The sequence below is a fragment of the Thiocapsa sp. C2-2m genome (assembly GCF_041903745.1).
Taxonomy (GTDB): domain Bacteria; phylum Pseudomonadota; class Gammaproteobacteria; order Chromatiales; family Chromatiaceae; genus Thiocapsa; species Thiocapsa roseilacustris.
The window spans coordinates 184844-209757 of sequence record NZ_JBBWVD010000005.1; the positions used below are offsets into that span (position 1 = coordinate 184844).

The 24914-nt window shown below is 64.9% G+C and carries 25 protein-coding genes and 3 pseudogenes; 23 read left to right on the forward strand and 5 right to left on the reverse strand.

Annotated elements, in window-relative coordinates; all coding sequences use genetic code 11:
- Positions 1 to 39: 39 nt before the first annotated feature.
- Positions 40 to 582, reverse strand: a complete 543-nt coding sequence (locus AADX97_RS05595; protein WP_374232414.1) for a DUF2058 domain-containing protein — start codon at positions 580 to 582, stop codon at positions 40 to 42.
- A 259-nt stretch (positions 583 to 841) separates the two neighbouring features.
- On the opposite strand from AADX97_RS05595, the gene AADX97_RS05600 reads away from it, so the two are divergent.
- The 7 genes from AADX97_RS05600 (at position 842) to AADX97_RS05630 (ending at position 7495) form a co-directional block, all read left to right on the forward strand.
- Complete coding sequence (locus AADX97_RS05600) at positions 842 to 1357, forward strand: OmpH family outer membrane protein (RefSeq protein ID WP_374232415.1); 516 nt, start codon at positions 842 to 844, stop codon at positions 1355 to 1357.
- A 188-nt stretch (positions 1358 to 1545) separates the two neighbouring features.
- Entirely contained in the window at positions 1546 to 1782 is a 237-nt protein-coding gene (locus AADX97_RS05605; RefSeq protein WP_374232416.1) for a YdcH family protein, read from the forward strand.
- Between the two features lie 374 nt (positions 1783 to 2156).
- Complete coding sequence (locus AADX97_RS05610) at positions 2157 to 2789, forward strand: MBL fold metallo-hydrolase (protein ID WP_374232417.1); 633 nt, start codon at positions 2157 to 2159, stop codon at positions 2787 to 2789.
- 55 nt (positions 2790 to 2844) lie between these two features.
- A complete protein-coding gene (locus tag AADX97_RS05615) occupies positions 2845 to 3717 on the forward strand; it encodes a hypothetical protein (protein WP_374232418.1) in 873 nt (290 codons plus the stop codon).
- A 225-nt stretch (positions 3718 to 3942) separates the two neighbouring features.
- Positions 3943 to 6819: a DUF349 domain-containing protein gene (locus AADX97_RS05620; RefSeq protein ID WP_374232419.1), complete on the forward strand. Its 2877-nt coding sequence runs from the start codon at positions 3943 to 3945 to the stop codon at positions 6817 to 6819.
- Between the two features lie 118 nt (positions 6820 to 6937).
- On the forward strand, positions 6938 to 7171 hold the full coding sequence (locus AADX97_RS05625) for a hypothetical protein (RefSeq protein ID WP_374232420.1): 234 nt from the start codon (positions 6938 to 6940) through the stop codon (positions 7169 to 7171).
- A gap of 78 nt (positions 7172 to 7249) precedes the next feature.
- Positions 7250 to 7495 carry a hypothetical protein gene (locus tag AADX97_RS05630; protein WP_374232421.1) on the forward strand — a complete coding sequence of 82 codons (246 nt, stop codon included), beginning with the start codon at positions 7250 to 7252 and terminating at the stop codon, positions 7493 to 7495.
- A 180-nt stretch (positions 7496 to 7675) separates the two neighbouring features.
- On the opposite strand, the gene AADX97_RS05635 is transcribed toward AADX97_RS05630, so the two are convergent.
- Positions 7676 to 7831 carry a hypothetical protein gene (locus AADX97_RS05635; protein WP_374232422.1) on the reverse strand — a complete coding sequence of 52 codons (156 nt, stop codon included), beginning with the start codon at positions 7829 to 7831 and terminating at the stop codon, positions 7676 to 7678.
- A gap of 162 nt (positions 7832 to 7993) precedes the next feature.
- Between AADX97_RS05635 and AADX97_RS05640 the strand changes: the two genes are divergently transcribed.
- The 7 genes and pseudogenes from AADX97_RS05640 to AADX97_RS05670 form a co-directional block, all read left to right on the forward strand.
- The gene (locus AADX97_RS05640; protein WP_374232423.1) at positions 7994 to 8404 is read left to right on the forward strand and encodes a hypothetical protein; all 411 of its coding nucleotides are present in this window, start codon (positions 7994 to 7996) and stop codon (positions 8402 to 8404) included.
- 38 nt (positions 8405 to 8442) lie between these two features.
- Positions 8443 to 8886: an antitoxin Xre/MbcA/ParS toxin-binding domain-containing protein gene (locus AADX97_RS05645; RefSeq protein ID WP_374232424.1), complete on the forward strand. Its 444-nt coding sequence runs from the start codon at positions 8443 to 8445 to the stop codon at positions 8884 to 8886.
- Positions 8883 to 9362: an RES family NAD+ phosphorylase gene (locus AADX97_RS05650; RefSeq protein WP_374232425.1), complete on the forward strand. Its 480-nt coding sequence runs from the start codon at positions 8883 to 8885 to the stop codon at positions 9360 to 9362. Before AADX97_RS05645 ends, AADX97_RS05650 begins: the two co-directional genes overlap by 4 nt.
- 167 nt (positions 9363 to 9529) lie before the next feature.
- On the forward strand, positions 9530 to 9967 hold the full coding sequence (locus AADX97_RS05655) for a hypothetical protein (RefSeq protein ID WP_374232426.1): 438 nt from the start codon (positions 9530 to 9532) through the stop codon (positions 9965 to 9967).
- Between the two features lie 157 nt (positions 9968 to 10124).
- Complete coding sequence (locus AADX97_RS05660; RefSeq protein ID WP_374232445.1) at positions 10125 to 12314, forward strand: ATP-dependent RecD-like DNA helicase; 2190 nt, start codon at positions 10125 to 10127, stop codon at positions 12312 to 12314.
- 405 nt (positions 12315 to 12719) lie between these two features.
- Positions 12720 to 13238: pseudogene (locus tag AADX97_RS05665) on the forward strand (Rpn family recombination-promoting nuclease/putative transposase).
- A gap of 210 nt (positions 13239 to 13448) precedes the next feature.
- A pseudogene (locus AADX97_RS05670) lies at positions 13449 to 14225 on the forward strand (hypothetical protein); the annotation flags it as partial.
- 338 nt (positions 14226 to 14563) lie between these two features.
- Here AADX97_RS05670 and AADX97_RS05675 read toward each other — a convergent pair.
- Positions 14564 to 14800: a hypothetical protein gene (locus AADX97_RS05675; protein WP_374232427.1), complete on the reverse strand. Its 237-nt coding sequence runs from the start codon at positions 14798 to 14800 to the stop codon at positions 14564 to 14566.
- A gap of 1086 nt (positions 14801 to 15886) precedes the next feature.
- On the opposite strand from AADX97_RS05675, the gene AADX97_RS05680 reads away from it, so the two are divergent.
- The 3 genes from AADX97_RS05680 (at position 15887) to AADX97_RS05690 (ending at position 17239) form a co-directional block, all read left to right on the forward strand.
- Positions 15887 to 16147 carry a type II toxin-antitoxin system Phd/YefM family antitoxin gene (locus AADX97_RS05680; RefSeq protein ID WP_374232428.1) on the forward strand — a complete coding sequence of 87 codons (261 nt, stop codon included), beginning with the start codon at positions 15887 to 15889 and terminating at the stop codon, positions 16145 to 16147.
- Complete coding sequence (locus AADX97_RS05685) at positions 16135 to 16542, forward strand: type II toxin-antitoxin system VapC family toxin (RefSeq protein ID WP_374232429.1); 408 nt, start codon at positions 16135 to 16137, stop codon at positions 16540 to 16542. The genes AADX97_RS05680 and AADX97_RS05685 overlap by 13 nt, the downstream gene beginning before the upstream one ends.
- A 208-nt stretch (positions 16543 to 16750) precedes the next feature.
- The gene (locus AADX97_RS05690; protein WP_374232430.1) at positions 16751 to 17239 is read left to right on the forward strand and encodes a PD-(D/E)XK nuclease family transposase; all 489 of its coding nucleotides are present in this window, start codon (positions 16751 to 16753) and stop codon (positions 17237 to 17239) included.
- Between the two features lie 451 nt (positions 17240 to 17690).
- Here AADX97_RS05690 and AADX97_RS05695 read toward each other — a convergent pair whose 3' ends face one another.
- Positions 17691 to 18770 carry a hypothetical protein gene (locus AADX97_RS05695; RefSeq protein WP_374232431.1) on the reverse strand — a complete coding sequence of 360 codons (1080 nt, stop codon included), beginning with the start codon at positions 18768 to 18770 and terminating at the stop codon, positions 17691 to 17693.
- 40 nt (positions 18771 to 18810) lie between these two features.
- On the opposite strand from AADX97_RS05695, the gene AADX97_RS05700 reads away from it, so the two are divergent.
- Positions 18811 to 19074 carry a helix-turn-helix domain-containing protein gene (locus tag AADX97_RS05700; protein ID WP_374232432.1) on the forward strand — a complete coding sequence of 88 codons (264 nt, stop codon included), beginning with the start codon at positions 18811 to 18813 and terminating at the stop codon, positions 19072 to 19074.
- 212 nt (positions 19075 to 19286) lie between these two features.
- Positions 19287 to 19859 (forward strand): Rpn family recombination-promoting nuclease/putative transposase, encoded by a 573-nt coding sequence (locus AADX97_RS05705; RefSeq protein WP_374232433.1) that lies wholly within the window; start codon positions 19287 to 19289, stop codon positions 19857 to 19859.
- Here the strand turns inward: AADX97_RS05705 and AADX97_RS05710 are convergent.
- On the reverse strand, positions 19849 to 21330 hold the full coding sequence (locus AADX97_RS05710) for a transposase (protein WP_374232434.1): 1482 nt from the start codon (positions 21328 to 21330) through the stop codon (positions 19849 to 19851). The two genes, AADX97_RS05705 and AADX97_RS05710, sit on opposite strands and share 11 nt — an antisense overlap.
- A 265-nt stretch (positions 21331 to 21595) precedes the next feature.
- Here AADX97_RS05710 and AADX97_RS05715 point away from each other — a divergent pair.
- The 4 genes and pseudogenes from AADX97_RS05715 to AADX97_RS05730 form a co-directional block, all read left to right on the forward strand.
- Positions 21596 to 21817: pseudogene (locus AADX97_RS05715) on the forward strand (hypothetical protein); the annotation flags it as partial.
- A gap of 3 nt (positions 21818 to 21820) precedes the next feature.
- Positions 21821 to 21961 (forward strand): hypothetical protein, encoded by a 141-nt coding sequence (locus AADX97_RS05720; protein ID WP_374232435.1) that lies wholly within the window; start codon positions 21821 to 21823, stop codon positions 21959 to 21961.
- Positions 21962 to 21997: 36 nt separating this feature from the next.
- Positions 21998 to 22876, forward strand: a complete 879-nt coding sequence (locus tag AADX97_RS05725; protein WP_374232436.1) for a DUF4338 domain-containing protein — start codon at positions 21998 to 22000, stop codon at positions 22874 to 22876.
- A gap of 75 nt (positions 22877 to 22951) precedes the next feature.
- On the forward strand, positions 22952 to 24250 hold the full coding sequence (locus AADX97_RS05730; RefSeq protein WP_374232437.1) for an IS4 family transposase: 1299 nt from the start codon (positions 22952 to 22954) through the stop codon (positions 24248 to 24250).
- Positions 24251 to 24914 lie beyond the last annotated feature (664 nt).

Here is a 24914-nt window from a genome sequence, read left to right on the forward strand (position 1 = left end):
GCGCCTGATCGCGTCGCCGGCTCGCATCACCGCCGCTCATCACCAGATGAGGTCGTCCGGAACCTGATAGTCGGCGTATGGATCATCCGCGTCCTTCTCCTCGGCGGCCTTGTTGAGGACCAAGACCAGGCTCGCATCGCGCGCCGCTACCCGCACGGCGATCTCCGCGGGCACGACCTCGTAGAAGGCATCCTGCCGGACGACGGCCAGGCTTCCCCCGACCAGCTTCGCGTGCTGCTCCTTGTTGATATAGATGCGTTTGAGCGTCGTGCCGTCGGTGAAATTGAACGCCAAATCGCCGCGATCGCGCACCACCCGGTGGGTGTGCACGAGTTGGCGAATCTCGTTCTCCGCGGCACGCAAGGCCGCCTCTTCCTGACGGCGCAGATTGAGCTCGCGGTCGCGCTCGAGCTTCTCGCGACGGGCTCGGTCCGCGGCCAACCGGGCCTCGTTGTCGACGGCCGTACTACGCGGACCGGCGTGCTGCTTGGTCTTCTTGTGCTTGGTGGAACGTGCCTGCTTGAGCTTCTGCTCGTCGACCAAGCCGGCCTTGAGCAATTGGTCCTGCAACGAGTTGCCCACGGTGTGGATCTCCGAAAAAGGTGTCGCCGATCGCCGAGCAGACCCAAGTCCGCATACCCTCGGCGGATATCCGACTGCCAGAGCCGGTCGACAGGATCCGATAGGCGCGCCCGCGACGCAAGCATACGAGTCGTTTCCCATGACCGAGAGCGGAGGGTTAGAATCGCGCGCGCCGCCATTCCGCGATCCTCCTCGCCGCTGTATGCTTACAGACCGCGTGTTTCCTCACCCTACTCTTTCGTTCCTCGGAGTCCTGCTCATGTCCCGTTTTGCCCTCATTGCCGCGCTTGCCCTGTCCGTCATCATGCCGACCCATGCCTTGGCCGCCGACGTGCTGGGCTATGTCGACATGCAAAAGGTCCTCGAGGAAAGCAAGTTGGGCAAGCGTATTCAAGACCAGCTTCGTGAAGAGTTCGAGCCACGTGGACAGGAGATGGCCGCCGAGGAGCAGGAGATCCGCAAGCTCCAGCAATCACTCGAGCGCGATGGACCACTCATGAGCGCCGAGCAAGTCAGCAAGCAGGAGGCCGACGTTCAGAAGCGCATCGAAGCCTTCCAGGAGAAGGCAAACGGCATCCAGCAGGAGGTTCTGAAGGTCCAGCAGACCAAAAGCCGCGAGATCATCGGCCCGGCGCGCGACTCCATCAGCGCTGTCGCGAAGAAGAACAAAGTCGGCATGGTCGTCGAGCCCGGGACATCCGGTCTCCTCTATCTCGACGAAAGGCTTGATCTGACCGCCGAAGTCATCAAACACCTGGATGCGAACACCAAGTAAGGCGACAGTCCAGCAAACCGTTCGGCATGAACGGGCTATGTCCGACCCATGACGCTGCGGTATCATTTTGAGGCATCGGGCCGGTATCGCCGCTGCGCCTGCACCCGGCGAGCAAGTCCCGCCCCGACCACACGACCGCCGGCGCGACCACTGCGCGGGTTACTGCACCTTATTGAGGAACGGACACAATGCTTGGCGAATCACACGACCTCCTTCACGAGTTCCCCGATCTCGAAACGAAGATCTCGAGCCTGCGCTCGAGCAACGCCGAGTTCGCGCAACTCATGGATGACTACGATACACTCGACGCCCGGGTACGCGACCTCGAAGAACTGGGGACGCCGGTCGCCGACGAGACCATCGAGGAGCTCAAGAAGGAACGCCTGATTCTGAAGGATACGCTCTACGCCATTCTGCGTTCCTGAGAGCGCATTCGGGTTGCCGACAACGGCCCCACGTCCGGCTTGTCGAGCGTAGGCAACCAGACCCGAGGCCCCTCGCACGAACAAGGGCCGTCTCGCCCTCTCCCAGAGATCCCGCCCGGGTCGTGAAACCGCCCGGGTCGTGAAACCGCCCAGGTCGTGAATCCGCCCAGGTCGTGAATCCGCAGAGCGCCGTATCCGTCCTTGTGAGCGATTCAAAAGGCCGTCGTCGTTGTCGTCATCGATTACGACAACGACAACGACAACGGATTGGTGCTCAACAGGATACTTAACCCCCATCGCGTCCTGGACATCCCGGACACCAGATGAAACCATGCGCGGATATCGAGCCGCCGACCGCGTGATCCGCAGACCCCGTGCAATTTCGAATCATCCCCGTCACCCCCTTTCAGCAGAACACCACCTTGCTCTGGTGCGAGCGCACCCGATCCGCCGTCATCGTCGATCCCGGCGGCGAGGCCGATCGGATCCTCGACCAAGTCGCGGCGCTCGGGCTGGAGCCCGATTACGTTCTGCTCACCCACGGCCACCTCGACCACGTCGGCGCCAGTGCCGAGGTCTCGCGCCGACTCGGCATCCCGATCTGGGGCCCGCACCCCGACGACGCCTTCTGGCTCAACGCCTTGGACGAGCAGTGCGAGATGTTCGGGTTTCCGCCCGTGACCGCGTTCGAGCCCGACCGTTGGCTCCGGGCGGGCGAGCGCATCGCCGTCGGCGAGGAGACCCTCGAGGTCCTGCATTGCCCCGGGCACACGCCGGGCCATCTCGTCTTCTTCGACGCACACGGCAAACTCGCCCAGGTCGGCGACGTCCTCTTCAAGGGCTCGATCGGACGCACGGACTTTCCGCGCGGAAACCATCGCCAGCTCCTCGACTCCATCCGGGAGCGCCTGTTTCCGCTCGGAGACGATGTCCGCTTCATCCCCGGGCACGGCCCGATGTCGACCCTGGGCGAGGAGCGACGCACCAACCCTTTCGTTCGCGAATAAGTGTTCGCCGAGCAACGTCCGCCACCGGGCAACCGCCCGCGGAAGGAACGGCATCATGCGAAAATCAGGCATTCCGACGCCGGCACCGGGCCGGAAAAGCAGTCCGCCGCGCAGCCTCCCGTTGCGCAACCCGCAGGCCGAGCCGCCCGATGAGCGGCCGCGGAATGCACTCAAGCGTACCAAGAAGGCCCACTTTCTCGAACCCTACCGACTCTCCGAATCCGGTCGCGCCGCCCTGCTCGCGTGCCTGACCGACCAGGCCGTCGGCGATCCGGAGAGCCGCGAGCTGTTCGCCGCAGCCGTCGAGTACGGCATCGCGAGCTGTCGTGCATCCACGAAGGACGCCCCCACGCCCGCGCTACCGGCTGTCTCGACCGCGCCGGACACGCACGCGACCGCGCAGAATCCTGCGAACCCGGCCGCCATGCCAGCCCCGAATCCAAGCGCCCCGCTCTTGGCCCTCGCGGAGACGGCGCGTCTGCTCGTCCGGAGACTCGGAGCGCTCGAAGAGCGATCCCGCGAGGCGATCACCGACCGTCTGCGCGGTTCCGACCCCTTCAACCGTGTCCATGACCAGGCCTATCTGGACGCGGTCTGCCGCGAGGTCGAGCGCATCGCCGAGGCCGCCTCCAATCTCCTCGACGCGCCGCTCGCGCCGCTGCCCGTTTCCCCGCCTGTCTCCCCCTCGGCCGCCACACCCGCACCGGCCGCCGCAGCGCATCCGGACGACCCGCTCGGCGAGACGGCGCGCCGCCTCGTTCGGCGCAGCGCGGACGCCTACGAGGCATGCTTCGAGACCAAGGCCGAAACCGGCGCGGGATACCCCTTCATCCCGGTGCTGCGGCTCATCGCCGAGGACGCCGGGATCGCGCTGCCTGCGGAGGACGCCCGACTTCTCGCGGTCCTGCCGACGCACTGCTGGATCTAAACCGCGCTCAGCGCGGTATGCGATGTTTTTGGATGGGATCGGCCCCGGCAGACTTGACGACCTTTCGTTGTCGTTGTCGTTGTCGTATCGATGATCGATGACGACAACGACAACAAACGGTCTCGACACGTCTTCCGTGCTGCACGAGGTATAGAGTCGTCGGACCGTTTGCTCGCGTTTCTGAGTACAATGGCCGGTCCGTGGGCAACGGTTGGCGAGTATCAGATGTTATTCGAGCGCTTTCTCAAGAAAAAACGACAAGATACGCACAAGGAAGAGGACCAGGGGGTTCTGGCCGAACGCGCCCGCACTCATGAAGACCCTGCGGTGCGGCGCGAGGCCACGCGGCGGCTCTTCGCTCTACCCCATCTTCGCCTGATCCTCACCGAAGACGCGGACGCCGGCGTGCGCGAGATCGCCGCCGCCCGCTATCGCCATCTACTGTGCGGAACCCAGCCGGCAGAGCTCGCCCCTGACGGTGTGAGCGTCGATGCGCGCGTCGCAGAGCTGTCGCACGTCGAGGACGCACGTATCCTCGAGCAGGTCGCCGTCCAAGGGCAGGCCCACGAGATCCGTCGCGCCGCCATCGAGCGCCTTCGGTCTCCCGAGGTGCTCGCGCTCTGCGCGGTCCAGGATCCCCTCGCGGCCAACCGCGGCGCGGCCGTGGAGCGCATCGAGACCAAGGACGCGCTTGAGCAGGTCGTGCGCCAGATCGGCAAGCGCGACAAGAACGTCTACCGCAGCGCACGCGAAAAACTCCGCCTGATCGCCGAGCGCGAAGAGCGGCCGCTGCGCGTGCGCGCACTCTGCGAAGAGCTCTGCCAGAAGGCCGAGCGTCTCGGTCGGCTCGAGCATTGGAATCAAGATCGCGCCATCCTCGATCTGCTCGACCGCCAATGGTCCGAGATCCGGGATGAGGCCGATCCGGACTGGCGCATGCGCTACGAGAGCGCACGGGAGCGCTTCATCCAGGCCTACGGCGGCCACGCGCGCGAGACCGCCGCCCGGGTCGCCGCCGACGAGGCACATGAGTCCCTGCACGGCGAACGCCTCGCCCTCCTCGACACCCTGGCCGTGGCACCGGCGCTGACCACCGAGCAAGAGATTCGCGCCCTGTGCGAACAGGTCTCCACCGCCTGGGACGCCCTCGACGCCCTCCCGCCGCAGCGCCAGAGGCCCCTCGACCAGCGCTATCGCACACTCATGGACGCGGCCGACGCCGCGCGCACGACCCTCGGCGATCAGCGCAAGCGCATGTCGCAACTGCGCAAATCGAGCAATCGGGCGCAGAAGCTCCTCGACGAGCCCAAACCGCTCGATCTACGCATGACCAAGACCTTCATCGAGCAGGCCCGGGCGCTTGCCGCAGAGCTTCCCGCCACCGCCGAGACCGAAGCCTTCCTCGGACTCGTCGAGCGCGTCGAATCGCGGACCAAGACCCAGCGTAAGAACGCCGAGCACCGCCTCAAGCAGCTCCCCGAAAAACTCGCCGAGCTGGAGAAGTACCTCGATGACGGCGAGCTGAAGAAGGCCGACCCGATCTTTCAAAGCCTGCGAGCCGGCCTGGACCTGGTCGAGGCCAGCGCCATGCCAAAGGGCGCCGCCGAGGAGATCTCCGCACGCCTGCATGTCCTCGCACCACGCCTGCGCGACCTTCAACACTGGCGCCGCTGGGGTGCCGATCAGCATCGCGACGGCCTCTGCGAGGAGATGGAGCAGCTCATCGAAACCGACCTGCCCCTGCCAGCCCTGAGCGAGCGACTCCACGCCATGCGCTTGGACTGGAAGGGTCTGGAGAAGACCGGACCGCGCGCCAGCCCCGCCGTCGCCGAGCGCTTCCATAGGGCGTGCGACGCCGTCCAAGAGCGCTGTCGCCCCTACATCGAGGCCCAAGCGGCCGAGCGCGAGGCCAACCGCGCCGCGCGCGAGTCCGTCTGCGACCAGATCGAAGACTTCCTCTCCAAGGTCGATTGGGAACGCATCGACTGGAAACGCGTCCTGCACGCCGAGCGCGAGACCCGCCACACCTGGGATTCCATCGGACCGGTGGACCCGCGCCACTTCAAGGCGCTCGAAGGACGCTTCCGCCAAGCACTCAAGCAGCTCGATCGCCGCCTGGATGGCGAGCGCAAACGCAATCAGGCGATGAAGCACGAGCTGATCGCCAAGATCGAAGCCCTGATCGAGGAGCCCGATCTGGACGCCGCCATCGAGCGGACCAAGGCACTCCAGCGCGAGTGGCACACCACCGTACCGGCGCGCCACAAGGACGAGAACAAGCTCTGGCAGACCTTCCGCAGCGCCTGCGACGCCATCTTCGAACGGCGCGTCGCCTTGCACCAGGCGCACGCCAACGCTGTGAAGGAGCATCTCGCCACGCGCGAGACCATCTGCACCGACGCGATCACACTCGCCCGAACCGAGCAGGATCCGAAACGACTCCGCGCCGAGCTCCGCGAGCTCGAACGGCGCTGGGACGATGCCCAGTCCCTACCCATCCCGCGCCCAAGCGCCGGCCCGCTCAACGAACGCTGGCGCGAGACCCGCGAGGCGATCAAGCAACAGCTGCGCGACTGCGAGGACCAACAGCGTCGAGGCGCATTCGATCTACTGCAACGCCAGGCCGAGCTGTGCGAGCGCCTCGAGCTCGGCCTCCTCGGAGAAGCCGACGCCCCGCTCGATCCCGAAGCGGCCGAGCAAGCCTGGGCGGATCTCCCGCAGCAACAAGACAGCGAGATCCAGCAAGCTATCGCCGCGCGCTTCTCGGCCGCACTCGCCGCCACCCGCGACCCCGAGCAGATCGCCGCGCTGCGCCGCCGTTACGACGCCAACGCCGCGCGCTTGAGCCAACTCTGCCTGCAGCTCGAAATCCTCGCCGGCGTCGAAACCCCGCCCGAGCTTGCCCAACAGCGCCTCGAGTTCCAGGTCGCACGTCTGACCGAGCGCATGGTCGACGGCGAGGAAGACCCACTTCAAGGCAGCGCCAGACTCCTCAAAGAGTGGTATCTCTGCGGCCCCGCGCCACGTTCCGCCGGTCTGGACAGCCGCTTCGGGCGCATCCGCCAAGCCCTCGCCCGAGAGCCCGGCGAAGCGACGGCCTGACACGGCCGTGCATCGGCCAATCGAGCCGGCTCCGCGTCATGCCGCTCCAGAGTCGGTGTCAGGGGCTGAGCGGGTGTGATACGTGGTTGTCGATCAACGGCGGGGGAAGGGTTCGCGATTGTTCGCCATAGCCCCGGTCGCCTACCTGCCGGTCGGAGATCGTGCACGGCTCCAAGAGCGCGATGCTCCGCCGGATGACATCTTTGCGGGCTTCAGCTTTGCTGGCTTCGGGGAGGATGTGACCAAGTACGAGCGGCTGGCACTGAGGGTGGCGAGCGACCTTCCGCAGGTGGATGCTTGGTTGTCGCGTCGCGAGGTCGGCCCGGATATCGCTCCGTTCGCCGTGGCCTGACCCCGCAAGAGCGGGCTATCGGCGATTCGTACCCTCTACGATCCGGCCTGCGGGCCGGGCGGCTTTCTCACTGACGGCATGAACCATGTCGCCGATTACGGCAGCCGCTTTCATGTGCCGCCGGCGCTCATTCCACACCGACAGGAACTTGAGCCCGAAACCTCCAACAATAAGCCACCCGAACGCGATGAACGGGTGCAGCTCATCGATGTCACCGACCTCTGGACCTCCGTCAAGAACAAGGGCAATAAGCGCCGCCTAATCAGCGACGTGCCGCACGGGGTTCGAGTGTCGCATCGAGGAACGCTGATTGGCCATTATTGAAGGGTTTCTGGCGCAGAACTTCCGTTCTGCGCCTGCAGCATGGAAAAGGGACGGTTTGGTCGGGCGAAGATGCCGTGGAGGGTGCCGAGGAGGAGGGCAGAGCTCGTTTGGATGTTGAATTGACCGACCGGCGGCAATTGGGCATCGCCACACTCGGCACGCTGATGGAGCATCCGCGCATCAAGCGCTTTCGGGGGCGCCCCGCAGATCTTCGTCACGACGAACCAGCCCTATTTCGTTGATGCCTTTTCTCCGGAAGAGGTCTGGGTACTCCAGAATGGCGCCGACGGCTTCTCCGAGATCCAGCGGGCGTCGGCGCTCGCCGATGTCGGTCACCTGGTGTCCGAGGGACTGCCTCTGGGCGGTCTTTGGTACAGCGATTATCTCGATGCGAGGTAGGGATGCACATCGAGATCCTGGTATCGAAACCAACACCTCTCCGAGCTTCCGCAAGCTGCGCGACGGCTTGCGGAGCCTGATTGCGGAGAACACCTGACGATGGATTGCGAACAGCCTTGGGGCGTCGGCGACTGGTGTTGGCACATCCGCCAGGCGACACCCTGCCGCATCCTGGGTCGCCAGGCGATGTGGGGCGATGTCGCCTATCGGGTGTGGTTGCCGACCAAGGATGCCGTCATCCGCGTTCGCTCGCAGGATCTCGGACTGCTGGATGCCGCCGAGCCGACGGTGAATCAGATCCTGCACACTGCGGCCGCCGCAAAGCTGGCAAATAGACCACCACCACTGCAGACGCTCGTTGATGTCTCCGCGGCCCGGGATAGGGCCCAGCCCGAAGACTTCAGTGGGGTAGTCGCCACGCTCATGGCGACTGCCGTGCGTCTCACCAGCGGCTGGATCTGGGTGCTGCGTCGAAAAGACGTTCTTGTTGTCATGGCAAATGGCGTATAGAGTGGAGCCAAGTGGCGTTACTGGTGGAGCATCTGGTCATGACGAACACGGCGACCGGGAACACGGCCCCGACGCATCCGCAAGCAGCTGATCTTTTGAAGGTCTTGCAGACCCCAGCACCGCAGCTCGTCGAGCGGGTGCGCCGTGGCGTGCCCTTCACCGAGCTGGAGGCCCTGCGCGAACCCTTAGGCCTGTCGCTCCAGGAGCTGGCCGCCTATGCCGGCATTCCGAGTCGCACCCTGGTGCGGCGCCGTCAAGCCGGTCGTCTGGACCCGGCCGAGTCGGAGCGTGTGCTGCGCATCGAGCGACTCTTGGCCCTGGCGACCGAGATGCTGCGCGACGTCGCGCGCGCGCGGGACTGGCTCAAGTCGCCGAAGACTGCGCTCGCCGGCCAGCGTCCGCTCGAATACGCGGACACGGAAGTCGGTGCGCGTGAAGTCGAGCAACTGATCGGCCGATTACGCCATGGGGTCTTTTCTTGAGATGGTTTCGTTTGCTTGACGAGGCGTATCTGGAGACGGCCTTCACCGGCGAAGGTGCACGGCTCTTCGGCGGGCGTTGGAATTCACCCGGTATTTCGATGGTGTATGCGGCCCAGTCGCTATCGCTTGCGCAGCTTGAGCTGCTCGTCCAATTGGAGGCTGACGACGTCCTGCGCGGGCATTGGCGATATATTGAGCTCGAGGTGGTGCCCGAGGCCGTCTTGGCGTGCGAGCTCGTGGCCGAGCTACCCGCCGATGACGCCGCCTGGCCGGCTCCGGCATCGACGCGATCGATCGGCGACGCCTGGGCCGCATCAGGCGTCTCGGTGGGGCTGACTGTACCCAGCGCCGTAACACCCGGCGAGCGCAACCTGATCCTGAATCCCGCCGATCCCGGCTTCGCCGACGCCGTGGTGATCGGCGAACCGCGGAAATTGGTCATGGATCGGCGTTTGCTCAAGGCCGAGCGGACTTAGGCGAATACCGGAAACCCTCATACCAACGGCGTAGGTTGTGCCGAGCCGCGCGAGGCACAACCAACCGTCGGCGCAAGTTGTGCTTCCTATCGTCAGCACAACCTACGGGTATGGAAGTTTGCGGAAGCGAGAAACAACGTCTCGTCGCGGTAGTGCCGGAGGATGTCTTGTTAGGTGCGGTTCAGCTCGGCATCGGCTGCGTTCAGCTCGGCACAGGCACCCTCGTTCAGATCGAGTTGGGTCTGCGCCTGAGTCACAGCGACCGCCAACAGGACCGCCAACAGCATGGACAGAAACAGGTTCAGTCGTATCATCGTGTACTCTCCGGCAAGCCAGCGATTTGGATTCGGCAGGCAGCGTCCGATCTGCTGATCTCCCATGACGGACTCGCCTGCCGCTCCGGTGGACGCAGCGGCTTTTGCGGGATCCGCACCTGCCTGGTCGTGCTCTACGTGCGCCAAGGCGGGCGCTTGAGTCTCAACACCGAGGTTCTGTCAAGCGGGGCGAGCATCGGTGCGGGCGATCCGCCCGCCATCGCGCTCACATCCGACGACGGCAGCCCGAATCCGCTGCGTTGGAACGGGACGACGTTCGTCGAACGCTGACCGGTCCGGGCTTCGGGCCACCACTGGCGGAGTCGTCGCGGTCCGCACACAACGGGGGAGCTCGCCCTGCCCTGCGGCGACGTCGTCTTCTTGCGCCGCAGCGATTGCCGTGCCGATCCCTGCCCTGGACAGCTTTCGCCGGGTCTACAATCCGGCGATGAATCCCACCTCGCCGCCTGCCTCGCCCACCCCGACCGAGCCGCTCAGCGGCGCCGTCGAGCGCGTCACCTATCACAGCCCCGAGAGCGGCTTCTGCGTGTTGCGGGTGCAGGTACGCGGGCAGCGGGATCTGGTCACCCTGATCGGCTCCGCGGCCAGCGTCTCGCCCGGCGAGCATCTCGAGGCCGAGGGGCATTGGGTCAACGACCGCCAGCACGGGCTGCAGTACAAGGCGATCCAGCTACGGATCGTCCCGCCGCGCAGCCTGGAGGGGATCGAACGCTATCTCGGCTCCGGGATGGTCAAGGGCATCGGGCCGCACTTCGCACGCACCCTGGTTACGGCCTTCGGCGAGGACGTCTTCACCGTCATCGAGGAGACCCCGGAGCGGTTGCTCACACTGCAGGGGATCGGTCCCAAACGCCAACAGCGGGTGACCTCCGCGTGGGCCGAGCAGAAGGTGATCCGCGAGATCATGGTCTTTCTGCAGTCCCACGGGGTCGGCACGGCGCGCGCGGTGCGCATCTACAAGACCTACGGGGACGCCGCGGTCGAGAAGGTCCGCGAGAATCCCTATCGGCTGGCGCTGGACATCTGGGGCATCGGCTTCAAGACCGCGGATGCGATCGCCGAGCGCCTCGGCATCGCGCGCGATGCGCCGATCCGGGCCCGGGCGGGGGTAAGGCATGTGCTCCAGGAGCTCTCGACCGAAGGCCACTGTGCGGCCTGGCGGGATGACCTGAGCACGCAGGCCGCGCGCCTGCTGGAGATCCCCGCCCCGATCATCGCGGCGGCGATCGACAGCGAGCTGGCCGAAGAGCGCCTGGTTGCCGAGTCGATCGCCGAGCGCCCTGCCCTCTTCCTCGCGCCTCTGCAGCGCGCCGAGCGCGGGGTCGCCGGTCATCTGCGCCGGCTCGCGCAGGATCCGCCGCCCTGGGGTCCGATCGACGCCGAGAAGGCCCTGCCCTGGGTCGAGACACGCACCGGGCAGGTGCTCTCGGCCTCGCAGCGCATCGCGGTCGCGACGGTGCTCGACGCCAAGGTCGCCATCATCACGGGCGGTCCGGGCGTGGGCAAGACCACGGTGGTCAACAGCCTGCTGCGGATCCTCGCGGCCAAGGGCGTGGAGGTCCTCTTGTGTGCCCCGACCGGGCGCGCGGCCAAGCGGCTCTCCGAGTCGACCGGACGGGAGGCCAAGACCATCCACCGGCTCCTCGAATTCGATCCGCAGGTGATGGGCTTCAAGCGCGATGCCGAGCATCCGCTGGAGGCCGATCTGGTGGTGGTCGACGAGACCTCGATGGTCGACATCGTGCTGATGAACCAGTTGCTGCGCGCCGTGCCGAGCTTTGCGGCGCTGCTCCTGGTCGGGGATGTCGATCAGCTTCCCTCGGTCGGACCCGGCGCGGTGCTCGCCGACCTGATCGCCTCCGGCACGCTGCCGACCCTGCGCCTGACCGAGATCTTCCGCCAGGCCGCCGCCTCGCGGATCATCGTCAACGCCCACCGCATCAACGCCGGACACCTGCCCGAGGCGGCGGCCTCGCACGGCCCGGACAGCGACTTTCATCTGATCCGGGTCGACACCTCGGAGGCGATTCACGAGCGGCTGCTGCGGGTGGTGACCGAGCGCATCCCGGCGCGCTACGGTCTGGATCCGGTACGCGACATCCAGGTGCTGACCCCGATGAACCGCGGCGGTCTCGGGGCGCGGGCGCTCAACGTCGCCCTGCAGGCGGCGCTGAATCCCGAGGCCCAGCCGCGCATCGAGCGCTTCGGTTGGACCTACGCCCCGGGCGACAAGGTCATCCAGCTGGTGAACGATTACGACAAGGAGGTCTTCAACGGCGACATCGGACGGATCCGCACGATCGATCTCGACGAAGGAATCCTGACCATCGACTTCGACGGGCGCCCGGTCGCCTACGAGACCGGCGAGCTCGACGCCGTAGCGCTTGCCTACGCCACCAGCGTGCACAAAGCCCAGGGCTCGGAGTACCCGGCCGTGGTTATCCCGCTGGCGACCCAGCATTACACCCTGCTGCAGCGCAACCTGCTCTACACCGCGGTGACCCGCGGCAAGCGCTTGGTGGTCTTGATCGCTCAGCCCAAGGCGCTCGCCATGGCGGTGAAGCAGACCGGCGGCGGGCGGTTGACGCGGTTGCGGGAGCGGATGGTGGCGGGGTGAGGTGGGCGATCGTGGCGGGGATCTCCCGGAGCATGTGGTCAAACTGGTGTCTCTTTGACGATCGTGCAATCAGGCGCGACGATACGATCGAATGACCGTAATGCCGGGAACAGCATTATCGACACTCACCAACATAACGTTTCGGGACTCAACACCTTCAAGGCCAGCTTCACCCGTGACCTTTGCACCTCGCCTGCTGTCGTGCCTACGCATCGACGCGCCTGTTACCAGCCGCGCCGCAAGGCTCGATACCGAGCTCGTGGCTAGCGATTACCCGGGCGGGAGTTCCACCCGCTAGAACACGCGGCCTTGCCAGGCCGCACTGCCCCCGGTTGTTGAGTGTCCCCTGTTGTTGTCCCCTGCTGTTCCCTTGACCATGTCGTTCGGCAACCGTACACTCTCCGCATGCGGCACCAGATCAATCCAAAAGTCGACTGTGTCTTCAAGGCCCTGCTGGGCGCGGAGGAGAACCGCGCGCTGCTCATCGATTTTCTCAATGCGATGCTAACCGAGACGCTCCCCAGTCCGGTGGTCGAGGTGCAGATCCTCGATCCTTAAAACCCGCAGGAAACCCTCAAAGGCAAGCTCACCATCGTCGATGTGAAAGCCCGCGATGCCGCCGGCCGGGTTTTTCAGGTCGAGATCCAGCTGTCGGTCTATGCGGATCTGACCGCGCGCATGCTCTACGGCTGGGCGGACCTGTACCGCCGACAACTGCGTCGCGGTCAAGACTACAGCATCCTCAAACCGACCTATGCGCTCTGGCTGCTCGATCTAACGCTGCGCGACGACACGCCGGACGATGCACACCGCTATCGGATGCGCGACGATCGGAGACAGGCTCTGATCGACCACTGCGGCATCTGGAACTTCGAGCTGAACACAGCGGCGGTACAGCAGGTCGAAACCGAGCAAGAACGCTGACTGAAACTCTTCAACGAGGCCGAACACCTCGATGACGAGAAGCTGTCCGAGTGGATGCAAACCCCTGTGATGAGGCAGTTCCGCAGACCCGCCGAGGCGCGTCACGCGCGAGCAATCACAACCTGCCGAGTGGGGTGGCTCAAATGCAGCGGTTCCACCGCCTGACCCTTTCGCGCTTTACAAGGCCGCCTTGCGGGGATTCAACACCTGGAACGCCTCGGCGAACGCTTTCGCGAGCTTGATGTTCCACTGCTGGTGGAGTGGCCCGACGGGCGCCGCGCCGCCGTGCTCTTTGTCTTCGAGGAAGAAACCGAACCGCGCCGCTTCTCCATCCATCGCCTTGCGCACTACTGCCTGCATCTCGCCGAGCTCTTCGAGACCGAGCGGGTCGTCCCGGTCGTGATCTTTCTGCACCCCGGGCACTACGCCGAGCGACTCGCCCTGGGCAGCGAGCAGTGCCGGTATCTGCAGTTCCACTATCTGCACTGCGCCTTGTTCGCGCGACGTGCCCGCGACTCCTTCAACAGCACCAACCTCGTGGAACGCCTGACGCTGCCCAGCATGGCCTACACCCCGGACGAGAAGCTCGAGGTCTATGCCCAGGCCACGCGCGGTCTGCTGCAGCTTGAGTCCGATCCCGAGCGACGTCTGAAATATCTCGATTTCATCGACATCTATGCCGACCTCACCGAGAATGAACGCATCCTATACAACCAACGCTACCCTCAGGAGGCGGCCGACATGAGCGGATTTGCCCAGCGCTTCATCGAGCAAGGCATCGAGCAAGGCATCGAGCAAGGCATCGAAACAGGCGTCCAACGCGGCGAGGCGCGCGTGCTGCTGGCCCTGCTCAAGATCCGGTTCGGCGATCCACCCGACAGCGTCCGCCAGCGCGTGGAAAACGCCGATGCGGAGTCATTGCTGTACTGGTCCACCCGGGTGCTCACCGCGCAGACCCTCGACGAGGTCTTCGGTGATGGCCCATAAGGACCGTCACGCGCGGAACTCAGGGCCAGGCGAGGCGAAGTCGGCGACGACGAGAGCGAGCAGCTCTTCGCGCCCGGGAAACCGAACGCCCAGCCAAGAAGGCCGCACTCGCCGAGGTCGCGCGCCTGCAGGCGCTACCGAACCAATCGCGTGAAGTGGGTCGGGCGTCAGCCCGACAACGGCGTCTCGGGCCACCCGGCGCTCGGCGTCGAGCGCGACACCCGCGCTGCAGGATAACGCCGAAATCAGGTCATGCTGAATTCCGACCCACAGGAGGCCGGACTTAAGTTGAGCGTTATTAGAACCTGGACCTTTTCCCCGGGAGGACGGAAATGCCGTTAACCGCTGGGGTCCGCGTTTTTGAGCTCCAATCGGCTCTCCACACGCTCCACGCGTCTGGTCAACACATCGAGACGGTCGTGGATCGACGGCAGCGACAGAACAAGCGCGCCGAGATGTTGCTCTTGGGCGGTCATCCGCAGCTCAAGGTTGGCCATGCGGTCATCCAACCGTTTCATCCGAAATTGGAGATCCTTCAGGATGGTCATGACCAGGTTTTCAGTGTCGTCAGTCATGAGGTTACCGAATGTTGGCGCCTTCATTGGACTCTAGCATACACCGACGATCTCATCGCCGTAGAACTCGGGCTTGAGCAGGTCTGCCGGATCGTCAGTGGGTTGGCCCGCACCACCTCTAGCTCTGGATACAAGGCATAAGTCAAGACCTGACCCCTGTCGCTCCGGCGATCCAGCGCTCGGCGCCGAGCGCGACACCCCCGCGGGATGACGCCGAGAGCAGGTCGGACTGAATTCAGGCCCACGGGAGCCGGCCGTAAGTTGAGCGTTGTTTGGGCGAATACCGGAAACCCTCATACCAACGGCGTAGGTTGTGCCGAGCCGCGCGAGGCACAACCTACCGTCGGCGCAAGTTGTGCTTCCTATCGTCAGCACAACCTACGGGTATGGAAGTTTGCGGAAATCACCTTGAACCTGCCCCCATTTCCCCAAAAACAGAGTCTCAACATGCAGGCCATTGAATGTGAAGCCGTTGCGCAACATGACAGGGTGAGGTTCCCGGACCAGGTACCCGATGGGGCGCGTCCAAGACGCGCACGCCCCGGCGTTCCACCTGATCGCCGGTGACATGGGTCAACCGCGCCGGCATCTCGTCCGACAGGGAACCGACGCGCTTGACGAGCAGCCGCGCGAGAAGGCCGGCATGACGGCAGCGCCCTCGCCCTCCTCGACGTCCCCTGAGTCTCTGCACCCGTCGATTGCGCTGACGATTGGAAGCGCAACGCTGACCGGCGATGTGTTCCGTCTCGCACCGCTCGGCATCGTATCCGACATGCAGTGTCGACATCGCGGAGGCCATCCGCAACCCGGCGCTTACGATCCGATCGCCCGACCCACCCGAGCGACAAGAATCGGCACCCCGACCCCACCGTGTATCGTCTTAAGACCCGACACCGCCTCGCAAAAAGGCAAGACCGACGAGGCGGTCTTTTTCGAGTCAAGTTGCGCCGACTTCGACGCCGACTTAGTCCCAAGGCACAAGTCAAGACCTGACACCGATGCCCCCCAAGTCAAGACCTGACACCGATGCCCTTGTCTCCGCAGCCCCGCAAGGCTATCCTGCGGTTAGCTAATCGGAGACTAACCATGCAGACCCAATTCAATATCCACGAAGCCAAGTCACAGCTGTCTCGCCTCATCGAACAGGTGGAGGCCGGCGGCGAGGCCATCATCGCCCGCGCCGGCATGCCGGTTGTCCGCCTGGTGCTGGTCGGTGATGCGCCGCCGCGGCGCGTGCTGGGCCGACTGGAAGGCCGCTTCACTCTGCCCGACGAGCATGCGCCGCCGATCCCGGAGACCCCGGAAGACTTCATCGACGCCGTCGAGGGCCACCGATGCGGGTACTGACCGACACCCACACCCTGATGTGGGCCCTGTTGCAGCCCGCGCGGCTCGATGCGGTAAGTAGGGACGTGCTGGAGTCGCCCGAGCACCAGGTCTTCTTCAGTGCCGTCAACATCTGGGAGATCGCGATTAAGCGCGCCCTCGACCGCCCTAATTTCGACGTAGAGCCGGATGCGGTTCATCGCGCAGCCCTGGAAACCGGCTTTCGCGAGCTGCCGATATCCGCAGTCCATGCTGCTGCCGTGCGCCACCTGCCGCATCATCATCGCGATCCGTTCGACCGCCTGCTGATCGTCCAGGCACAAATCGAGCCGCTGCTGCTGATGACCGATGACCCGCTCATCAGCCTCTACCCGGTTCAGCGGGTTGGCGCGGCCACTGCCAGCCGAGAGGCGTAGACTTTGGGAATTCGATCTCGCCTTTTTCCTTGTCCAGCCCCCAGACTCGCGCCGAATGCATGACGGCGGCGCCCTCGCCCCCCTCGACCTACCCTGATTCTCCGCACCCCTCGATTGCGCTGACGATTGGAAGCGCAACGCTGACCGGCGATGGGTTCTATCTCGCACCGCTCGGCACAGTATCCGACGTGCCGTGTCGACATCGCGAATGCCATCCGCAACCCAGGGATCTCGATTCGATTCTATTTGCGCCCAAGCGAATCTGTACCGCCGGCAACTGCACAGCGGCGCCCCCTACAGCGCCATCAAACCAACCTATGCGATCTGGCTGCTCGATCAAACCCTGCGCGACGACACGCCGGACGATGCGCACGGCTATCGGATGCGCGATGATCAGGGACAGGATCTGCCCGACCACGGCGGCATTTTGATCTTCGAGCTGAACACATTTGCCGTCCAGCAGGTCGACACCGAACAAGAACGTTGGCTGAAATTCGTCAACGAGGGCGAAACCCTCGATGACGAGAAGCTGCCCGAGCGGATGCAAACCGCTGTGATGAGGCAAGCCAAGAAGGCGGAACGCCAAGCCAAGGAATCAGCCCTTCAAGCTAAGGAAGCCGAGCGACAAGCCAAGGAAACCGCACTCGCCGAAGTCGCGCGCCTGAAGGCACTCCTGAACCAACCGCGCGATGCCTGACCGCCTGCGATCACGAGGTCTGAAGTGGGTCGGGCTTCAGCCCGACAACGCCGTCTCAGGCCACCCAGCGCTCGGCGTGGAGCGCGACGCCCGCCCTGCGGGATGACGCCGAGAGCAGGTCGGACTGAAGTCCGACCCACAGGGGGCCGACCTTAAGGCGAACTCCGGAAACCTTCATGCCAAGGGCGTAGGTTGTGCCGAGCCGTGCGAGGCACAACCAACCGTCGGCGCAAGTTGTGCCTCCTATCGTCAGCACAACCTACGGGTATAGAAGTTTGCGGAAATCGCCTAAGTTGAGCGTTATTTGAACCCGACGTCTTTTCCCGCGCACAAAGCGCGAACCGCCGAGCGCGCGCCTAATCCTACACACTGCGCCCACGGACCTCGCAGCCTGCCGCCTGCGCCTGCGCCTGCAGCGCGACCCCGACATCGCAGCCCGCTGCGAGCCTGGTCAAGACGCGCGCTCCAACTCGCTAACCGACTCCCGCTCGTTGATATAGCCCAGCAGGATCCGGCAAAGATCCCGATGCTCGCAAAGTCCACGGCGCAGATTGGCGATGAGCAAGGTGTCATCGTCTGGGGCCATCATCCGCAGCAAGAGGTCCAGCATCGCGATATCCTCTTCCGCGTCGATCCAGGACCAGGCGCACTCGGTCAGCATGATGCCGGCATCATCGATCATCTCGATGAGCCTGCGATGACGTTTCTGGTCATCGTACTGCTGAGCCTCGTCCACTTCGGCACGCCATGACGCCCAGCTTGACGCAAGCCCCGTCGCGAGCTCCCTCAACATCGCCTCTTGCGCGGTCGAGAGCACATCACCGGGCCGATAACGCACGAAGGATTCGCCGTCGCCGCTTTCCACGTCCCGCTCTGATGCCCGGGTGGTCCGTTCGGCCCATTGCCCGAGTCCTCGCAGATTCTGTGTCAGTGGCGCGGTCTCGCGCTCGATGATCTGCGCACAGTCTTCGGCATCATCGGGGAAGTGCTTCCGCAAACAAGCGACCACAGCATCCGCGCCCAAGCGGTCTCGACAGTTGCGAGCACTCAGGCCGGCCATGTCCAGGATGGCGTTCCCAAACTGCGAATAGACGCTCGACGGCACGGAGTCAGGTCGGTCCAGTCGATCGAGTCCGTCGATCGGATCCGGCTCCCGCGTTGTCCCCGTCGCCACCAAAGTGGAGGTGATTTGAGCGGGCGTCCACCGCGGCCCGGCATGATTGAGACAGGCCGCCTGGATCAATCCGTCGAGATCCTGCGTGCCTTCGACCCAGATTCTGAAGGTTCTTGTGACGCCGAGCGTGACATTGCCGTCAGACGCAGCGGCTTCGCGCGCCAGCCATTCCAGGAGGATGTCCGGGGCGATCCGCTTGTGTAACACCCTCAGGGCATCCTCGGGATCGATCACGATGTCGAGGTAACGCCCGATCGACTCGACGCTCGGATCCGGCTCAACCAAGGCCGAGCAGAGGCGATCCACATTGAACAAGAGGGGAAGCGGAGGTCGAATCCCGGAGTGCTCGGCCAGCATCGCAATCGACTTGGCACATTGGGCTGCGTTGATATTCCAAATGAATTCAGATCACCGCAGACATGGCCCCTTTTCTCCGGCCCCAAGCGAACCGCTCGGCAGCTCGCCGGGCCGATTCGTCGCCGATCGCGATGACCGTGGTACGTCCCCGGTTTCTCCTGCAGAGCAATTCGGCATCCCCGCCGAATCGCTTCGTGATTGGGAGCAAGGGCGCAAGGCGCCGGATACGGCCGCCAAGAGCTATTTACGCGTGATTGCTCGCATGCCCGAGGCTGTCGCGAAGGTCCTGCACGACGCAGCCTGAGCCGGCAACCGGCTCAGATCGATGTTCTCGCGACACCCGCGCCGCGGTGTCACGCATGCCCCTGGCGCTCCGCGCCCCGTGCCGGCCCCGCAGGAGCGACCAACAAGGCCGACGTCGCCCTCGATGCGACCCTCGACCGACCCTGAGCCTCCGCACCCGTCGATTGGGCTCTTGGCATTGCGCATGTCGTTCGGCAATCGTACACTCTTCGCATGCAACACCGCATCAATCCAAAAGTCGACTGTGTCTTCAAAGCCCTGCTGGGCGCGGAGGAGAACCGCGCACTGCTCATCGACTTTCTCAATGCGATGCTGATCGACACGCTCCCCCGTCCGATCAGCGCGGTGCGGATCCTCGATCCCTACAACCCGCGGGAAACCCTCAAGGACAAACTCACCATCGTCGACGTGAAAGCCCGCGATGCCGCCGGCCGGGTCTTTCAGATCGAGATCCAGCGCGACGATCGGAGCAGACATCGGTGCGGTTCGTGCCTCACCGCACCCTACGGCTGGGCGGACCTGTACCGCCGGCAACTGCGTCGCGGTCAAGACTACAGCATCCTGAGCCATTTGCGCTGCTGCGTTTTTCCCGGACCTGGTGAGCATCGTCGAGGCTCAAGCCGGCCGGCACGGCGTGTTTTTCACGCCTTCGCGGACGCCCGGCAGCGCGCCAGGGATCGCAAATGCGACTCACTCTCAATAAGGCCGGGCGACGAACAGCCGCGCCAGCAGGCGACGCCGCGGCAGCCTGGCCGGGAGGACCGAGCGGTCAAAGCTAACCGGTAGCGGGGATCGGTTGCACCAACGAGCGCATCTGTTCGATACGCCCCTGCCGGACATGCCCCAAGGCCATCGCCATCATGACCGCCAGGGCCAAGCCGACGCGGGTGGTCATTTTCGCCCGCCCCCGAATGAAGTGCCGCTCGAAGCCGAAGCTGTTGTCGATGCGGTTGTTGATCCGCTCCAGTGCGCTGCGCCGGTTGTAGCCGCGCCGCCAACTCGGGCTGCCGTGGGGCGTGGGCACGAAGATGCGCCGATCATGCTCGTCGAGGCAGATCCGTACGATGCGCCCGTACGCGCCCGGGGTGACCCCGCCGGCGTGATGACAGGCCTCACGGCCCTGGCAGTCCAGGTCATAGGCGGCGGCCGGGCAGCGGTATTTCAGTGCGTTGCGATCGGCCTCGAAACCCTGGAAGGCCAAGTCGCGCTGCACGCCGGTGTGTGGGCAAACGCAGTGGACGCTGCCTTTTTCGGTATGCACGATGGTGTCGACCCGCTCGGGGAAGAGAGGCCGCGTGATCGGCTTGGACGGATCGTCATCGGGATGTTGCTTCTCCTCGCGCCACAGCTCGCGGGTGTCGATCAAGGGGCGGATACCGTACTCATCCCACAACAGCGCCTTGGTCTCGGCGCTGTCCAGACCGCGATCGGCGCTGAAGTCTCCGCAGCGCTGCGCCAACGCGGGGGTCTCGGCGAACAGCTCCCTGATCATTGCCCGCAACTCGGGCTGCTCGGCGTGGGAGGCCGGGGTGAGGTGCATCGCCACGGGGATCTCGTAGCGGGTGTCGGCGATCAGGTGCAGACCGTAGCCGAACCAGCTCTTGACCTTGCTCCAAGCCTTGCCGGTGCGCGCGTCGATCCCGCCGGTTTCGTGCTTGCCCCAATCGGCCTCCGGATCGGAGGTCGCCCCGGTGGTGCGACTGGCCCGCCCGGTGCTGTGGCTCTCGATGGCCTTGCCGTCATAGCCGAGATGACCGCCGAAATCCGGCAACGCCGCCATCAACTGCTCGCGCAGGGGCACGATCATCCCCGTCACCATCCCCAACGTCTCCTCCAACTCAATGACGTTGGCGAGAAAACGCGAGAAGCTCCAGCTGGTGGGCACCGCCGCCTGTGGATCGGCCGGCGCATCGCGCACCGGCTGCAGGTGTCCGGTTGCCGCATCGCGTACCAACCGTGTCACCGGCTTGCGCTGGATCGGCAAGACCGCAAAGCCATACGCCTGCATTAATGCGGGGTTGCGCCCCAGTTCGCGCAGCAGCGCTTCCACCGAGGGATGCTGGAAGACCACCCCGGCGATCAGTGCATTCCACATCGCCGCCACCGGGTAGTCGTCGCGGCCCGCCCCGCGCATGACTTCCAGGTATTGCAGCAACCGCGCATCCGGGAGATGATCCCGCGCCAGGTAGAAGCGATCCAAGTCGCTGCACGCTTCGACATCCCGCCAGTCAAACAAGCTCGGTTCAATGGTCGCCATGGGGTCCTCCTGCAAAGGATCGTCTCGACAACGATATGATCCCTTGGCGGCCGCCTCTTTGCACGCCCCGCGAGGCCGGGGTGACTATTCGCTCATCGCCCGACCCCGCCCACGTAAGCCACTGATCGATCGTCGATGCCGCCCCCGGAACCGGGGTAAACGAAAATGTCTCGACCCGGTGCAGCCTGTTGCTTCAGTAACTTACTGACAGCGCAAAGGGCTCATCCTCAAACCGACCTATGCGATCTGGCTGCTCGACCAGACCCTGCGCGACGACACGCCCGACGATGCGCACCGCTACCGGATGCGCGATGATCGGGGACAGGCGCTGATCGACCACGGCGGCATCTGGATCTTCGAGCTGAACAAAGCGGCCATCCAACAGGTCGAAACCGAGCAAGAACGATGGCTGAGATTCTTCAACGAGGGTGAAACCCTTGATAACGAAAAACTCCCCGATTGGATGCAAACCCCTGTCATGAGGCAAGCCATGAGCACCTTGACCGCCTTCTCCGAGAAAGAACGCGCCTATCACCAGTACCAGGCCATGCGATTACCCATATCTTTTCACGCCCCGGAGCCCCGGAGCCAGGAGCGCCAGGGTCCGGACACAGGCAGGCTGAGCTGGTGAAATCCCGCCCCATCACCACCGATGGGGCAAGTGTCGATGAACGAGGAACCGGTTGGCAAGCTGTGCGGGCGCGCACTGAGCGCGTCGGATCTTGAGAGCATACGCGCGGCGGTGCGCGAGGCCGATCCGCCGCAGCGTGCGGAGATCGCGCGGCGGGTTTGCACGGCGCTGAACTGGGTCGATGTGCAGGGACGCCCGAAGCTGATGAGCTGCCGGGTCGGGCTGTTGCGCCTGCATCGTGCGGGGCTGATCGCGCTGCCGGCGCCGCGCAACGGCAATGGCAATGGCCGGGCGCTGCAGCCGCGCTGTGACGCGCTGCCCGAGGCGGTGACGCTGAGCGGTTCGGTGCAGGCGCTGGTCGGTCTGCGTCTCGAAGCGGTCGCCGGCGCGGCGGACTCGCGGTTGTGGAACGCCCTGATCGCAGGCTGGCATTATCTGGGCTATACGCCGTTGTCCGGCGCGCAGTTGCGCTATCTGATCCGCTGGGATGGCGGCGTCTTGGGTGCACTGGGCTTCGGCGCGGCGGCCTGGAAGGTCGCCGCGCGCGATCGCTGGATCGGTTGGGATGCGCCGACGCGTGAGCGACGGTTCGGCGGCGTGCTCAACAACGCTCGGTTTCTGATCCTGCCGTGGGTGCAGGTGAAGAATCTCGCCTCCAAGGTCTTGGCGATGGCCGCCGCGCGGGTCGCGGTGGACTTCCCCGCGCGCTACGGTGCCTCGGTGGTGCTGCTGGAAACCTTCGTGGAACACCCGCGCTTTCGCGGCACCTGTTACCGGGCGGCGAACTGGCAGTATCTGGGGGAGACCGCCGGACGCGGCAAACTGGACCGCTTCGCGCGCGCCGCGTTGCCCCGTAAAAGCGTCTTCGCCTATCCGCTGCGGCGCGACTTCCGCGCCGTCTTGGGGGTGTCCTGATGGACGGGCTCGCAGCGGAACTGGCCGACATCGACTTGGGCGATCGGCGATAAGAATCGGCGCGCGCAGCGCCTGGTGGAGACCTTGGGCGCCAAACCGACGTTGAGTCTTCCGGGGGCCTGCAGCGGTTGGGACGAGACCCGGGCGGCCTATCGGCTGTTCGACCACGCCGCGGTCACCGCCGAGGCGGTGCTCGCCCCGCACATCGCCTGCACCGAGGCGCGCCTGCGTGCGTACCCGCGGGTGTTGTGCATCCAGGATACAACGGAGCTGGACTACACTAAGAAAAAGAACGTTATTAAAGGTTTGGGCGTGCTGAATCTGGAAAGCCGCTGGGGCATGTACCTGCATCCGACGCTGGTGGTCACCCCCGAGCGGGTGCCGCTGGGCCTGCTCGGCGCGCACCGCTTCACGCGCGAGCCGGGCAGTCTCGGCCAGCCGAAGGATCGGCGCCGCCCGCTGGAAGACAAGGAGAGCGCACCCCGGGTCGATGGTTTCGCCCGGGTCAACGCCTTGGCCGAGCGCTTCCCCGAGACGCGGCCGGTCGACATCGCCGATCGCGAAGGGGATATTTATGATCTGTTCGTCGAGGCGCCGTGCCCGCAGACCGGCGCCGACTGGCTGATCCGCGCACAACACCACGACCGGCGGTTGTCCGACGGGCGCAAATTAGAAGACGCACTTGCTGCGGCACCGGTGCTCACCGAGGTCACCTTCAAGCGCCCGGCGGCGAGCGGTCGCCCGGCGCGTTCGGTCACCCAGCAACTCAAGGCCGTGCGGGTGACGCTCAAAGCCCCGGCACGCCCCGACCGGACCTTACCCGAGGTGAGCGTCACTGCACTGCTCGCCGAGGAGATCGACCCACCGCCGGGGGAGGCGCCGCTGCGGTGGCTGTTGCTGACCAATCTGCCGGTGGAGAATGCCGCGCAGGCACACGAAAAGCTCTCCTGGTATCTTTGCCGATGGCAAGTGGAGGTCTATTTCAAAATTCTCAAAAGCGGCTGCAAAATCGAAGAGTTGCAACTGGAGACCCGCGAGCGCCTGGAGCCGGCGCTGGCCTTCTACATGATCATCGCCTGGCGCGTGCTGTTTCTGACCCACATCGGGCGTGATTGCCCCGAGCTGCCGTGCGACGCGGTCTTCGCCGAGGAGGAATGGAAAGCGGTCTATCTGGTCACCCAGCGCCAGCCGCCACCGACTGAACCACCCACCCTCGATACGATGGTGCGGATGGTCGCCGGCCTCGGTGGTTTCCTCAACCGCAAAGGCGACGGCTTTCCGGGTCCGCAAACGATGTGGATCGGCCTGCAACGCGCCGCCGATTTCGTGCTCGCACTGCAGGCGCAGCGCGACGCCAACGGAAGTTATGGGTAATAGCATGGTACCAGGCGCGTCAAGAGTTCTGGCGCCAACAGCGCTCCATCCAACAGGAGCTCGAGAAAGAGCGAGCTGTCAAGGAATCGGAACGACAAGCCTAAGGAGGAAGCACTTCAAGCCAACGAGGCAGAGCGACAAGCCAAAGAAGCCGCACTCGCCGAGGTCGCGCGCCTGCAGGCGCTCCTGAACCAATCGCGCGACGCCTGACGGCCTGCGATCACGACGCCTGAAGTGGGACGGGCTTTTCAGCCCGACAACGCCGTCTCAGGCCACCCGGCGCTCGGCGTCGAGCGCGACACCCGCGCTGCGGGAAGACGCCGAGAGCAGGTCGGACTGAATTCCGACCCACCGGGGCGGGCCTTAAGTTGAGCGTTATTTGAACCTGACCCTTTTCCCCCAAACTCGACAACCGTCGGTTGCGCCGACGCTAGGAAGCGCAACACCGCCGGCGGTGCGTTGTGCCTCGCAAGCTCGGCACAACCTACGCACTTAGCCTCAAGGCACAAGTCAAGACCTGACACCGATGCCCGCTTTACAAGGCCGCCTTGCGGGGATTCAACACCTGGAACGCGCATGCGATCCGTGTAATTCTTGCAATCATCCATCTCGCCATGCCGCACCGCTCCGCCATGAGCCACGACCAGAACTTCAAGAACATGAT